This is a genomic window from Acetobacteroides hydrogenigenes (assembly GCF_004340205.1).
GTDB classification, from domain to species: domain Bacteria; phylum Bacteroidota; class Bacteroidia; order Bacteroidales; family ZOR0009; genus Acetobacteroides; species Acetobacteroides hydrogenigenes.
The window spans coordinates 17889-33371 of the sequence record NZ_SLWB01000009.1 but is presented as its reverse complement, the minus strand read 5'-3'; the positions used below and the strand labels follow the sequence as shown (position 1 = coordinate 33371).

5 protein-coding genes are annotated in these 15483 nt (G+C 45.6%); 4 read left to right on the top strand and 1 reads right to left on the bottom strand.

Annotation, left to right across the window (positions count from 1 at the left end; genetic code table 11):
• Positions 1–9: 9 nt before the first annotated feature.
• Positions 10–972 (top strand): PorP/SprF family type IX secretion system membrane protein, encoded by a 963-nt coding sequence (locus tag CLV25_RS10010; protein ID WP_131839513.1) that lies wholly within the window; start codon positions 10–12, stop codon positions 970–972.
• Positions 973–1035: 63 nt separating this feature from the next.
• On the opposite strand, the gene CLV25_RS10005 is transcribed toward CLV25_RS10010, so the two are convergent.
• Positions 1036–2415 carry an aminopeptidase P family protein gene (locus CLV25_RS10005; RefSeq protein WP_131839512.1) on the bottom strand — a complete coding sequence of 460 codons (1380 nt, stop codon included), beginning with the start codon at positions 2413–2415 and terminating at the stop codon, positions 1036–1038.
• A 594-nt stretch (positions 2416–3009) separates the two neighbouring features.
• Here CLV25_RS10005 and CLV25_RS10000 point away from each other — a divergent pair.
• The 3 genes from CLV25_RS10000 to CLV25_RS09990 all read left to right on the top strand — a co-directional run bounded on the left by CLV25_RS10000 (position 3010) and on the right by CLV25_RS09990 (position 15416).
• Positions 3010–3603 carry a hypothetical protein gene (locus CLV25_RS10000; protein WP_131839511.1) on the top strand — a complete coding sequence of 198 codons (594 nt, stop codon included), beginning with the start codon at positions 3010–3012 and terminating at the stop codon, positions 3601–3603.
• Positions 3604–4241: 638 nt separating this feature from the next.
• Entirely contained in the window at positions 4242–5168 is a 927-nt protein-coding gene (locus CLV25_RS09995; RefSeq protein ID WP_131839510.1) for a DUF6261 family protein, read from the top strand.
• A 435-nt stretch (positions 5169–5603) separates the two neighbouring features.
• Positions 5604–15416 carry a beta strand repeat-containing protein gene (locus tag CLV25_RS09990; RefSeq protein WP_131839509.1) on the top strand — a complete coding sequence of 3271 codons (9813 nt, stop codon included), beginning with the start codon at positions 5604–5606 and terminating at the stop codon, positions 15414–15416.
• The last annotated feature ends 67 nt before the right edge of the window (positions 15417–15483 follow it).

Sequence of the window (15483 nt, the reverse complement as noted above, 5' to 3'; positions counted from 1 at the left end):
AGAGTCAATATGACGATGAAACGATTTGCCTACATATTGTGCACAACAGTAGTGATGTTGTTGGGGGTTGATGGCGCTAGAGCGCAGCAAGATCCTCAGCTCTCGCAGTACATGTGGAATCCTTACATTCTGAATCCTGCTGTTGCTGGAACGTTGGGTAACTATCAGGTTCGATTTAACAGCCGCTTTCAGTGGGCTGGCATTAACGATGCTCCTCAGACGTACCAGATATGTGCATACGGACCTGATGTGCGTCGGCGTATGGGGTGGGGTGCACAGCTCTACAGCGATATTTTAGGACCGATAAGCTCAACGGGCTTCTTGGCTTCGTATGGCTATAACATTCAGCTGAGCGAGATGTTTTCGTTATCCGGAGGCCTTTCCATCGGTGGGCTGCAGTATAAGGTTGATGGAACTAAGCTCGATGCTGGCGATCTGCAAAACCACCCCGAACTTTTTGACTTGTGGCAAAACGATCCGTCGTTGCTAAAATCTACCATTAGCGCATTTGCCCCTGATGCAAACCTAGGGCTTTACCTGTATGCTTCTAATATGCACTTCGGAATTTCGGCACAGCACCTTTTTGGAAGTAAGCTCAACTTTAACAACGAAACAATTGGCGTTAACCGTCTCCGCCAGCACCTATACCTGTCGGGTGGCTATATTTTGCCAATTAACCGGGAGTTTGCAATAGAGCCTACCGTGTTGGCGAAGTTTATGAGTGGAGCCCCGTTGGTTCCTGAGCTCAACTGTAAGGCCAAGTATCGTTTAGAGTATCGCCGTGTTGAAAGCGAGCTGTGGGGAGGAATTTCGTTTAGGTATGGCGATGCTGCTGCGCTGATGTTCGGCATCGTGTACGAGAAGAAGTACCTCTTTGGTTACTCTTTCGACTGGTCGTATACGCAGCTGGGTCGCTACTCGAATGGAACCCACGAGGTGATGATTGGAGTTCTCTTTGATAAAATTAAGTAGATTGATATCTAAACTTAAAAAAGGCGGGCTGTTTTTTGCCCGCCTTTTTTATCTCTATTAGTTTTAGCGCATGCTTTCTACCTCCTCTATGGTAGTAGGAACATGCTTGCCGAGGCGACGAGCACCATCGGGGGTAATCAGGTAGTCCTCCTCGTTGCGTAGTCCTCCGAAGTTTCGGTACTCCTCCACCTTATTGTAGTTGATAAATTCGGCAAAGCGCTTTTCGGCCTTCCACATATCGATTAGTTCGGGGATGAAGTAGATTCCGGGTTCGATGGTAAGTACAAAGCCTGGCTCGAGCTTGCGGGCAAGCCTTAGCGATTTTATGCCGAAAAGCGTACTTTTTTGGGCGCCATCATATCCTACCCATACTTCGCCTAGGTTTTCCATGTCGTGCACGTCTAAGCCCATCATATGGCCTAAACCGCACTGGAAAAACAGCGCATGGGCTCCCGCATTTACCGCTTCGTGGATATCGCCCTTCATTAGGCCAAGATCTTTCATGCCATTAGCGATGGTTCGTGCTGCAAGAAGGTGTACTTCCTTAAAAGGAATGCCGGGTTTAAGCGCTGCAACCGCATTCTTATGCGCCGCAAGGGCAATTCGGTAGATTTCCTTTTGACGTTCGGTAAAGCGCTTGCCTACCGGGATGGTCGATGAAAGATCGCCTGCATAGTGCATCCTGTTTTCGGCGCCGGCATCAAGCAGAAGCATATCGCCCTCCTTTAGAACATTCCCGTGGTAGTGGTTGTGAAGCGTTTGGCCGTTGATGGTGGCAATAACAGGGAAGGAGAGGTTTCCTTCGTTGGCCAGCGCTATTTCGGTAACGGCCGCTGCAATTTCGACCTCCTTCATTCCTGGACGGGCCATTCGCATGGCGTGGATATGCATATCCGCGGATATGTTAACGGCCTCTTCAATTTGTACGATTTCCTCTTCGGTTTTGTAGCTACGCTGGTTGACTACCGCCTTGATGAAATCGACGGAGGCTGCTCCTGCTTGCTGGCTGGGCGCTATCCCGAGCAGATCCATTAGCTTTAGCTGATGCTCGGCCCTGTAGGGCGGTAAGTAGTGAACTTTTCGTCCTTTGCGGATGGCTTCACCAAGAATTTCGCGAAGACGGACGGTGGTTTCTGTACGATTAACGCCAACCTGCAAGCTTTTTTCTCGAATTGTAGGCTGTGTCCCCATCCAAACGATATGATCGATGGTAAGCTCATCGCCAAAGATAATCTCCTGGTTGTTGTCGATGTCGATAATGGCCGATAGTCCAGCGTAATCGGAGCCAAAGAAGTAGAGGAATGTCGAATCCTGACGGAAATGGTAGGTGTTGTCGGCATAGTTCATGCCGCAGTCGTCGTTGCCTAGGAATAGTAGTATGCCCGATGCAACATCCTGTTGCAGGCGCTTACGCCTGTCGATGTAAGTTTTTGCTGAAAACATGAAAGGTTTAGGTTTACAGGTTTATAGAAACGTAGTAATGCACGAAGCTAAGTACGAAATATGCGCACGCGAGGGGAGAACTAGCAAATCCAGCACTCAAATAGCCCTTTGTATGAGGCGTTGTAGCGGAGTAAAAAACGATTGTATAGAATCATTTCGGTGCACTTAGGTTTCAAATATATAATTATTACTAGCATGATGTACATATTCAACTTGTATTTTATTAGTCTAACATCAGCTCGATAGCAGTAAGCCTTATAAATGGCTGTGATAAGCCAATCGCAAGTTTATCCTCTACGAGGAGAATAGGTGGTTTACGGTTGCTTTACTACACACCTTAATGTCCTACGGACAAATGTAGAACAGCAAGAATACCGCATAGCGGTTATAGCCTTGTCGCATATCATTCCTGCCCTGCTTTTTTCTTCGTAGGCGATATTCAATGATATTATCGCCTTAAGTCGAACAGACGTTAATCTGAGGTTGCCTGTAGATTAACCATAGATTGTTGTTTGAAATAGTAAGCCTTTCTTTTAACAAACCATTAACGCAATAATATCCTACACAGGGCGTTATGATAGAAATTATATGCCTATGCTTCGAAAAAATATTGGTGCTACAGCTCTGCTTACCCTAGGTTCTTTTTCGCTATTTGCCCAAGAACGAATTGTTGATACGCTTAAAAATAGGACTCGTATCCTTAATCTAGATAAGATGGTAAAGTCATCGAGTCCGATTAGCCTTCCCAAACGTTTGGATGTCGAAGTTGCAGGAGTTTCTTATGGGGTTATCCGCAAGCGTCCTCGCTACGGTACCTACTACTTCGACTATAAGTTTGACATTCCTGTAGACTATACCAAGGCTAAAAGGGATAGCGCCATAATGAAAGGTTTTATTGTCCCAGACACCCTCCAGCATCTAGTGCATATTCCCGATCCCGATTCGAAGTGGAAATACTACAAGAATACCCCTGCCGAGGAATTTGTCGAAAAAATCATTGCTCCCCACGTTCTTAAGTACGATCAGCTGATCTACGTGCAAATGAGAAATCCGGTAAAAATTCCAGAATATAGGAAGCCTATTTTTCAGGTATATCGATATAAAAGAACAAGACAAGAGGAGATTGAGGATAGTGTTGAATGTGCGCGAAGGATAAGGATGGAACGGAGGCGAACAAGCATACGGTAGCTGCTTACAGGTGCCGATTGCTAGCACCCGATATTAGGGAAGGGCATTAGGCAGCGCCGTATTTAAACGCTGAGCTTCTTCTTTTAGCATTTAGCCGCAGAGATTCAGCTTTCCGAAGTTCAGAACCCTAATTTGATGGCATCAATTCCCATTTCCGAAATTCGGATTTAGCTTTTAGGGGCATCGAAGCTGTTTCCCGAATCTCGGAAAGCGAATTTGGTGGCAACGATTTCAACTTCCGAATTTCGGAAATGCGATTTGTCTTCACTGATAGCTAATTCCGAAATTCGGATTTAGCTTTTTGAGGCGCAAGAGCAACTTTCCGAACTTCGGAAAACCATATCGGAGACACCCAATATGGCTTCCGCTATATGGTAAAAATCAGTTACAGAAATGCTTCGTTTTCTTTTTTATTCGGTTAATATGGTTGTTTAGCAAAGAAATGCATTTGTATTAGGGTTTTCCTAAAGCTTTTTGACTATGGGGCGTTTTTTATCACCAAAGGATAATCACTCGGCTTTCACCAGCTAAATATGGTTAAATATCAAGTTAAAAGTAAATTATTTTAAAACATAGGCTTGCGCGTTAATTAGTGTTCTATTTAAATTTATTGCAAATAATAACTAAAAGAAGTGACTATGTCGGAATTTACACATTTAGACTTACGAAAGCTAACCAACGACGAGGCTATAACCTATGTGTCCGAAATGCGTTCTACCATCCTCCTATATCCTACTTTGGAGAAGACCTTGGAGAAGGTAGTTACCCCATTTGCTGCTGCCGTTGCCTTGGCAACAAGCTCGGCCGTAAAGGTTGATCTGTCGAACCTAATACTCTCGAAAAACGAAAAGAACAAGATACGAGCCGACTGCTACCTCTACTTTAGGGGCATTGTAAGCTCGGCGGTAAGGAGCTCCGATGCGGCAGAGCGGCAGGCCGCCAACCTGCTGGTTAGCACCCTTAAGCTGCACGATTGGAGAATGCAGGCGCTGCCTGCCGACAAGTTTTCGAGCAAGCTGAATGCTACCATTACGGCATTCGAGAGCCCGAACCTAAAGGCGGCAATTGCCACTATTGGAGCTGATAAGGCTTTTGCCAAGCTGGTTGCGGCCCATCAGCAGTACGATGCTGCCGAAAAGCAGTGCACCGAGGCCAAGGCTGCCCTCAACGAGGTGTCGCCAAGCGAGGCCATGAAGCTGGTTTACGACGAGTACGGTAAGCTGAACACCGCCATAGAGGGGCTAATCCTAACCTCGGATGATCCGCAGGTTAAGGAGCTGGTGGCTCGACTTAACGTGCTCACCGAGGCCAAGAAGCAGACCATAAAGGCCAAGGCTACCCGTGCCGAAAACGCCAAGAAGGAGGCCGAGGAGAACGGTAAGGATAAGCCAACCCCAAAGGCAGCCAAGCGGAAGCCGCTGGCTCAGGAGGTGCCCTCGCAGCCCATTGCTGAGCCCGATGCCGATCAGCTGGTTGGGCAGCAGCTGCCCAATGCCGATCAGCTGGCCATAGAGCCGCTACCTCAGGAGAAGAAGGCGTTAGGGGATACCAGCACTACCGAATAGACGTATACTTTACAAAATATAAAAGCGGGTGGAAGCTAGCATTTACTTTAGCTAGGATGGATAGATCGCTGTTTGTTTTTTTTGAGTTATTTGACTTTAAGGGGTACCTGCATAAGCGGGTACCTTTTTTTGTTGCATGGTTTTGGTCGTTTTAGAATTAAACGTTCAGATTAAAAGGGAGCGACTGCAGGGTAAGCCTTTCCCTTGCGGTAGCAGTCGGAGGATCGTAGGCTGGCTATGATGTTAATTTTTAGGATGTAGTCGCCTATTCTCTTGGCGGTATTAAAAAAAAGGTTAATATTTGCAATTAAGATGGGGGTGGTGTACTTGTCCGGCTTGTCGGCTCAGGGCCATTCTCCATGCTGCTAGCCTTGTCTAACGCCTGCAGCTATAGTATATACGCTTACTTTCTTTTTTTTATATACCATTACGGCCATGGGTAAGGGATACATTTTTACTACCACTCAACGACGCTTTACGCGTGTCGCTCTTCTTCTGATTGCTCTTCTACTCGCTCCGGGCATGGGGTGGGGGCAAACGCTATCACAGTATACTTTTTCTGCAAGTTCGGGTACGTTTAGTGCTTTAGGTGCTGGTAGTACCCAATTGACTGGAGGAGACGATGAAGTGAGTAACTCAATCCCAATAGGTTTTACCTTTAGGTATTGTGGCGTTGATTATACTTCGGTGTCTGCATCTACTAATGGGTGGATGACATTTGGTCAAAATATTACTGATGCTGCAAGTAATAATGGTTTGGCAAGTAGAGGTACACGACCAGTTATTGCACCTCTATGGGACGATTTAGACATGACATCGGGGACTATGAATTCGGCAACTACGGGTGTGTATCCTAACCGGGTCTTTACTCTCGAATGGTATGGGGCTGAATGGAATTGGAAAGCAAATAGCCAAGTTATCTCATTTCAAGTAAAGTTATATGAGACATCGGGTAAGATAGAGTTCATATATAAGAGGGAGGCAGCTGCTGTAAATTCGGGAACTGCATCAATTGGCATAACAAATGGATCGACTGGCAACGGGAATTTTATATCCTTACAAGATGTTTCTGCTTCGCCAACAACAAGTACGACGAACGAAATTACTAATATTAGCACAAGACCTGTAACGGGTCAGGTTTATGCCTTTGTACCTCCTGTTTTCTTTTCACAAGGGTCGGGTGATCCCAATGTGTTAGGTAATTGGAAAACAATGGGAGGCTTATCTCCTACAAGTTTTACTCTGCCTAATCAAATATTTATTGTACAGCCTGGCCATACCATGACTACTACAGCAGCTGGTTGGTCTGTCTCTGGTGCTAATACTAAGGTACAGGTACAAGGAGGTGGAGTGCTAACGGCTACCAGTGGAGCAGTTACCCTATCAGGCAACACCACCTTCCAGCTCGATGCCAACGCTACCTACAACCACAACGTAGCCAGCGATGCTATCTGGTCGGGTACAGAGGTGTTAGATGCTGCCTCAACGGTTGTTTATGGGGCAAGTGGGGCGCAGAATGTGGCGGCTTTGAACTATGGCAACCTTACCATAGAGGGTGGCGGAACTAAAACCATGCAGGGAAGCGTTACCGTGAACGGTACGCTAAACCTTAGCAACGGAAGCATCAGCCTTGGCTCAGGGACAAACAACCTAACAATTGCCGATGGGGCAACCCTATCCGGCAGCTTCGACAGCAACCATATGGTGATTTGTGATGGAACCGGAAGCCTCGTTAAGCAGGGAAACTCAGCTGCAGATTTTGTTATGGTGTACCCAGTGGGTACTGGAGCATACTATACCCCATACGAAATAACATCGCTTACGGCTACGGCAACGGCTACCAGCAGCGTTGCGGTTAGGGCTGTAGCATCGAAGGCTACGGGTGCTAACGATACCGACCTAACGAAGTACTGGGCTGTAGCAACCTCTGGCCTATCGGGCATTGCCGCCAACGTAAGGATGGCCTACAACAATAGTGAGGTAGGTGCAGGTGGCGATCAGGCCAACTATATACCCTGGTACTATAATGGTACTACATGGAGCGTGCCTACTACGGCAAGCGGCCCCGGTGCAAACCCTATGGCGGTAACCGGTGCAACCAGACTAACAGGGCAGTGGACTGCGCGCGAGCAGCCCAAGTACACCACCTACTACTCGTACCAATCGGGCGATTGGAATGTTGCCACCACATGGACAACCGACCCCTCGGGTACGCTGTCGGTGGCACCAGCGATACCAACTCCTAACGATAGGGTGGTTATCCTTAACGGTAGAACGGTAGCGACAACCGAGAACAACTACAACGTACTATCGGTACAGGTGAACGAGGGTGGTACCCTAGACCTTGGCAATTTTACTACGCAGTCGTTTACGGTGGTTCGTGGTCAGGGTTTGGTACGCCTTAGCAATTCCGCATTTCCAACCGCCGATTGGTCTAGCTTTGTTTCGGCAGGTGGCGGTACGGTGGAGTACTACAATAGTGCTGACTTCAACTTTGGGCAGCTAATCTACAATAACCTTATTCTAAATCTTTCGGCGAATACTAATGTTGCAACGTTGGTAGGCAATATGACTGTAAACGGCAACCTAACGGTAACCCGAGGTAAGCTACAGATAAATAGTAATACCTCAACCACCAGCCGGAACCTTACCGTAATGGGTAATGTGTATGTTTCGGCTAATGGTAGCATAGGTATTGGTACGGGTAATGCCAAGCACCGAATTGAGGTTAAGGGAAACTTTACCAACGATGGGGTGGTACGATTTACCAATCAAGCTGCTCCTCAGTACACTGCTACGCCTGCTAACGGTCGTTCTGATGTTGTTTTCAATAATGCCACTGCCGACCAAAGCCTGCTCTGTAACGGACAGAGCGATTTCTACCGCATAGAGATTGATAAGGGCTTCGACCAAACCTATGTGCTGAATATTGATGCAAGTGCTTCTGCTAACTTTAAGTTGTTTGGAAGGAATGATCAACAGCATTATCTGCCTAGCGAAACGCCACCAAATCTGCCAAACCTCAATGCGCTTGGTCTTCTTGCTGGAACTGTACGTTTAGGGAATAATGTTTTAATTCCATGCTTAGGAACAGACAATTGGGATGGAGACCATGGTGTATACAATATAGATGAAGATGCAAGGTTGTGGTTGGATGGTGCAACAGTAATTTGGAATGCTAATAATCAGAATTTTACTCCAGTAGTATACGGAACGCTTCGAATTTCAGAAAATTCTTATTTTGACATAAAGAATGGAACCAATGGTCTAGTAATGAGAACTACAGGCCTACTAAGTGTTGAAGGCGGTCAACTTGATATTACGTCTCTTCGTGTTTCATCACAGGATGGTCTTGGTGCACACCGTGGGGCCTATTATCAGACGGGAGGTACTGTTAATGTAACAGGAGGTAAGACTGACTTTGCGGCTAGTTTTATGCTCCCATACAGTGCAATGGCTTTTAAAATGAGTGGGGGCACAATTAACATTTTGGCACCCTCTTCTGCCACAGGTCGTGGAAGAAATTTTAGTCTTATTATAGGTGCTAATCCAAGTAATATTAATGTTACAGGTGGTACAATTAATATTACTACACCAACAGGAGGGCAGGGAAACATAAATTCATCCGCTCCTTTTTGGGATTTAAATATTCAGGGAGCAGGAACTGCCTACTTACAAGATTATTTACAAAATGGAAGTTTGCCCTACGTTCCAGCAATTACAGCTCCTTCTTTGATTGTTCTTCATAATCTATCTTTAAACGGATCCAGCACATTAAATACAAATAGTAAGGATGTACTTATTGGTGGTGATTTTCTTCTTAATACAGGAACGTACTATCTTTCTGGAAGTAATACAACCACCTTTAATGGTTTGTCTGGGCAGCGTTTTACAAATCTTGGAACCGTAGGAACGGGTGGTAATGGTCTTTATAACCTTACAGTTGCTGGTAAGTCCAACCTCGACATTTACTCGAATAACCTAATAGTTCGTAACAACCTAACCCTCGATTCGGGTTGCTTCCTAAACGATGTGGGGCATACCATAAGTGTAAACGGGAATGTTACCAACTCGGGGACGCATACCAGCCAAGCGTCAGGGGCAATACTATTAAATGGTACTGCCAACCAAATAGTAGGTGGAGATGGCAACGGCATATTTGGCAACCTAAATCTGAACAATGGGGCAGGCGCTAAGCTTACAGCAAACCAATCGGTAGAGGGCAACCTTAGGCTTGCTGCTGGAGTGCTTGATATCGGCAGCTATAACCTTAAGCTAGGTAGTGCCAGTAACGTGTACGATGCGCTTACGGGTACTACTACGGCAAGCTTCGGTGGAGCTAAAATGATAAAGCTTGCCGGTTTGCAGAGCGATGCTGGTGTCACTAAGGCGTATAGCACGACAGCCAACTTCCTATACCCAATTGGTACGGCAAGCGACTATACCCCTGCCAATATTAGGATAGGTACAGCCCCAGCGGCTTGGGGGGCTGTAACGGTACGCCCTGTGGCACAGATACAGCCATTTGCAACATCTACTAATGCGCTAACCTACTACTGGAAGGTAACCAGCTCTGGTTTTGGAGGCTTGCAGCCCAGTTCGGTAACGCATAGCTACCAGTATGTAGATGCTGATGCTACCAATGGTGTTGAAGCAAGCTATATTCCAGCAGCCTACCGTCCATATAGCTGGGTGCCAATTAACGACCCATCGAAGGTTGTCGACAATACTAATACTATCAACTTTAGTGGCATTAGCTATGTTGATGGCGACTATACTGCAGGAGAACCAAATGCATTTATGCCTGTGAAGGTATTCTATAGTAGGGTTGATGAAGGTGAATGGGGCAATAGCGATACATGGTCTACTGATTCGGTAGGAGGTGCTGCGGTTGCTACAGGATCGGTGGAAGGTGTGAATATCCCAGGTCCTAACAACCCTGTTGTAATTGGTGATGCTACACACAACCATAAGGTTACTGTTCCTGTTGGGTACAAAACTATTACAACTGGAGGTTTGCAGATTAGTTCTGGCTCTACGCTCGATCTTACCACAACAACTGGCCATAACTTTGGAGCCATTCCCGATTCTAAGGTGTTAGGAACAGGAACATTGCGAATATCCTCTTCTGCAGCAACAGCCGAATTCCCCGGGGGAGACTTTGGAAACTTCCTCTCAAGTGGAGGTGGTACGGTAGAGTACTATAGTACATCTACGCTTGGCAGCTCGTTTGTGCTGCCTACTACCTATGTGTCGGCTGGTACAACCGTGAATATTGCTACCTACAATAACCTCGTTACGGCTCCTGCTGGAGGTAACACAGTTACACTCCCTAATTCCGAAGTTTTGGTATACGGTACCTATTCGGCTGGTGGAGCAGGTGTTTCGCAGTTAAATAGTACGGCTACTTCTCGAACTCTTACAGTGAACACGTTGCTCGAAGTGAAGGCAAGCGGAACCCTCCGATTCGTCAATGGTGGTGTGCAAAATGTTGTAGCTAATGGCAATGTTGTAGTCGATGGAACATTTGATGTTAATAACGGAGGTAGCGCCTTAAACAAGATGACGATTCAGGGTAACCTTACCAACAATGGAACCTTCGATATGTATAAAAGTTCAACTAGGCTGTGCGATGTAACCTTTACGGGCGATACGGATAAGGAGATAAACGGTACTGGCACTACGACCAACTTTAATACGATAACGGTAAACAAGGGAACCTCGCGCAATACGCTCCTAGAGGTTAAATCAGCTGCGCTATCGCTAAATACGTCGTTGCCAACAGCGTTAACGCTCACTAGCGGTACCTTTAGGCTTACAAGTCCTATTACCTTGGGGCTAACGAACTCGGGTAGCTTTACGATTCCTATTTCGGGATGTCTTTCGGCTAACGGTGGCACCATTAATATTGGAGGAACTGCTGCTGATGATGCAACCGACCTTAAGCTCGATGGTCGTTTAGAGGTACTGGCAGGTGCTGTAAATATTGGTACATTAGGTAATAATCTTAACAACGACATAGAATACTCTTCAGGAGGTACTCCCGAAATTATTGTAGGCGGTACAGGTAAGCTATTTGTCAATGGACAGATCAGAAGGGTTACTACGATTAACACCGGATCGCTTAACTACTCGCAATCGGGGAGTAGCGAGGTTACCATAGCAGGACGTAATGCCAATAATTCACGATCGATGCTCGAGATCCTGAATGCCGGCAGTAAGTTCGACATGAGCGGGGATAGCAAGCTAACCATTACGGGGAACTTTAATAGTTCGAGCTCTCCCGATCTTTACCTTGCTCCCGAAAATAGCACGGTAACGGGTGGTACCGTCGTTCTTGGATCTGGTGTATCCGCTGCAAATTCTACCTTTAATATAGTTACATCTGTTCCTCTATGGAATTTAACCGTAGATGGAACCACCAGTAGCAAGAAAGGCGCTCTTAATATCTATCCGTTAGTTCTGAAGGGTGATCTTACCATTAATGGGAACTCATCCTTTATGGCAAATGGTTTGGATGTTACCATTGCAGGAGGCTTAATCAATAAGAATGGCAATGCTGCAACGGGGGTTACAACGGGCGGCTACCAAGCTGGTTCTCTAACCCAAACAACAACCTTTAACGGCACCAATCAATCCATATCGGGTAACGGAGCAAACCTTACGAACTTCGCCAATTTGATAGTTGCCCCATCGGGTACCCTTACCTTAAATCCAAACTCGAATATCCGGGTTAACGGTAATCTTTCGTTAAATTCGGGTGTTTTAAGCGATGGCGGTAACTCCATTACCCAAATAGGAAATGTTTACAGCCAGGCAAAGCATGTAAGCCCTAGTGGCGATGGAGGTATTAGCTTCGAGGGAGGACAGCCTCAGGTGGTGTCAGGTAACGGGGCTGCAATCTTTGGGAATGTTATCGTTAATAATTCTCTAGGGTTGGTTATTAGAGATAATTTTGGAATAGACGGTAAGCTTACCTTTACTACAGGAAGCATCTACCTCGACGATTACCTGCTAACGCTAGGTAAGGATGCTACTATTGCTGGTACTAATGACAGTAGTAGGATGATTATCCTTAATGGTGTGATTTCCGATGCTGGAGTAAAGAAGATATTTAATGCTGGTGCTTCAACGTTTACCTATCCGTTTGGAGTCGCAGGGAAGTATACGCCTGCTACTTATAGCTTCGCTACAAATGCAAATAGTGCGGGCGAGCTAACGGTAAAACCTGTAAACTATGTGCATCCTGCGGCGCTTGCTCCTGAAGGTGACCAGCTGAAGTATTACTGGAATGTGGCTGTAAAGAACTTCTCCAGCGCTTATTCTGTAACCCAGGCGTACAGCTACAAAGCATCTGATGTATTAGGCAATGAGGCGCAGTACAAAGTAGGCCGTTATCTAAATGGAGTTTGGATTGAGGAGAATGGGGTTGCTGCTAATGCAAGTGTTAGTAGCGCATTGCATACAATCAATCTGACAAATGTAGGCTACCTAGATGGAGAGTATACCGCTGGACTAAAGGAAAACTTTTGGAATAAGAAAACATTGTATAGCATAAAAACAAATGCTAACTGGTTCGAAAAGGGAACATGGTCCTATTCTCCTACTGGAACCACCTCTTGCGATTGTATTCCAGATGGTAACCCTGTTGTTATTAAAGCAGAACACCGTGTTTACCTAGGTAGCAACGAGGCAAAAGCTTTTTCGGTAGATATTCAGGGTACTTTAGATGTAGGCTTGACGGTTTACCATAGTATTGGTCATGTTACTGGTGGTGGTAAGCTGGTTTTAACCTCGACTAATGATGGAATTTTTGTATTTCCTGGAGGTAATTTTGATGTCTTTACGTCAACTGCAGGTAGTACAATTGAGTTTACTGGCAATAATGAGGCAACACTGCCTCTAAAGCCTGGTAATAACTATAAGCCTTACCAGAATGTAATATTCTCGGGTACGGGTAAAAAGCTGATTACTGCGGAGGATTTAAAAGTGCTGGGGAATCTTACTATAAATTCAGGTGCAACCTTAAGCAACGAACTCTTTAATCGAACTATTACCGCTTTAGGTAATTGGATCGATAACAATACGTCTGTAACGGGGGGCTTTATTCCTGGTAAGGGACTTGTAAACTTCAACGGAACAACCGCTCAGACATTAACTGTTGCGAATGGAACAACTACCGAGCAGTTTTACAACCTTAAAATAGATAATGCAGCAGGTTTGACTATCGCTGGCTCTGGTAAAGCGGCTGTTGCAAATTTGCTTTATCTTACCAAAGGTAATATAACAACCTCTACCACAAACTTGCTTAGCATTACCAACACCAGCTCTAGTGCAGTGGTAGGTGGCAGCTCGTCATCATTCGTAAATGGTCCGCTCCAAAAGAAGATGAATGCAGGTGGAAGCTTCGCATTCCCCGTTGGTGATGCTTCCGACTCTAGAATTGGTAGGGTTGTGCTTTCTGAAGTTTCAGTATCTGGGTATTATACCTCTCAGTACTATAAGCAAGATACGAAAGCAGCGGGATATGATCCTGAAGCAAGAACCGCACCTGTTGACAAGGTAAGTACGAATGAGTATTGGAAGGTTATAGGACCTGGAGGTGCAGCTGGCAATGTGACTCTTAGATGGGATGATGCAAGTGGTATTATTCCTCCAACAGCAGGTTCGCGTAGTAAGCTGCGCGTGGTAGAGTGGGTAACCTCATCGTGGGTAAATAGGGGGAATGTTGTAACCGATGGAGGACAAACCAGCGGTACAATTAAAACATCGCCAACAACCTCTTTGGATGGAAATCATATTATGACAATAGGGGTTGAGAGCTTGCCTACTGCAACAATCACGGGGGGCACGACAAGTATTTGTAACGATGGTTCCACTACCTCTATCCCTATAGCCTTAACAGGAACTGGGCCTTGGACTATTAAGTATAAGATTAATGGAGGGAATGAGACTACAGTGGCAAATATTGCAACTTCGCCTTATAGCTTAGTTGTTTCGAATGCATTGCCTGTGTTGGCAAGTGGTGGCCCTAGCAACTACGTGTTTACCATCTCATACGTTCAGGATAATACGGGCAGTACTGGTGTTAGCGATTTTACAACATCAGCAACCATAACGCTTAAGCCATCACCAACACCTGCAATTACAGGATTAACCACAACTCCTACAGGTTCTGTTGTAGCATATAGCACTGCTAGTAGTGGTAATACTTACTCGTGGACGATAACAGGAGGTACGCCAACTTCTGCAACTACCAATTCTGTGAATGTTACTTGGGGAGCAGGACCAACAGGAACGCTTAAACTAACCGAGACAATTAATGGATGTAGCGTAACTACGCCTGAGTATAAGGTGTCTATTACTGATATTCCAGAACCGAAGGTTAGTGGGAATAGTTCGGTTTGCTTAAATTCTGTAAATACCTATTCGACTCCAATGGTTGGTACGCATACCTATACTTGGTCTGTTGTTGGTGGTACCTATACTAATGGGGCAACATCAAATGTTATAAATGTTACTTGGACTACTGCTGATAATACTGGTAATAATAGTGTAACTGTGAATGAGAAAGGTTCCTCTATTGTTCCAAATACTTTGGTCGTAACTGTTAATCCTCTTCCTTCTGCTATAAATACTGTATCCGATCCATCGGTTTGTGCGGGAGCAAGTGGGAATGTGGTTGTCGCTGCTGCTGCTCCAGGTATTGATTACCAGCTACGGCTTTCTGATAATTCAAATGTAGGGAACGCGGTAAGCAGTGGTCCTGGAGGTGACACTAATTTGCCATTTACTGCAGGTACATCAAATGTAACTTACAACGTATGGGCAACTAACGAGTATAATTGTAGCGTAGAGCTTACCGATAAGGGGAACGTTACCGTTAATAATCCTCCTACTGTTACTATCGAGCAGGTGTCAAAGCCCACAGATGCAAGTCCATACTCAGCTTGTGCTGGAGGTACAATTAATGTTCAGGTTAAGGAAAGTGGCTATTCATATAGTTGGAGCATCGATGACGCCTCCTATAATCTTACCGATGCCGATAAACAGATATTTGGAGTTACAGCGCCAGCCAATAATACTCTCTTTCCTGATGCTGCCTCAGGTACGCTTAAAACACCAACGGTTAGCGTTAAGGTAACGGATGCGAATGGGTGCTCGAGTACTGCTACTCAAATGCTGAACTTTTTCAGGATACCTATTACCGGTCCACCCTACCACGTTGGCAACAACGTGTCAAAGTAAGTATATGTAGGGCTACCCAATGGGTGGCCCTATGATTTATTATACCTTTATTCTATAGACAAGAGGG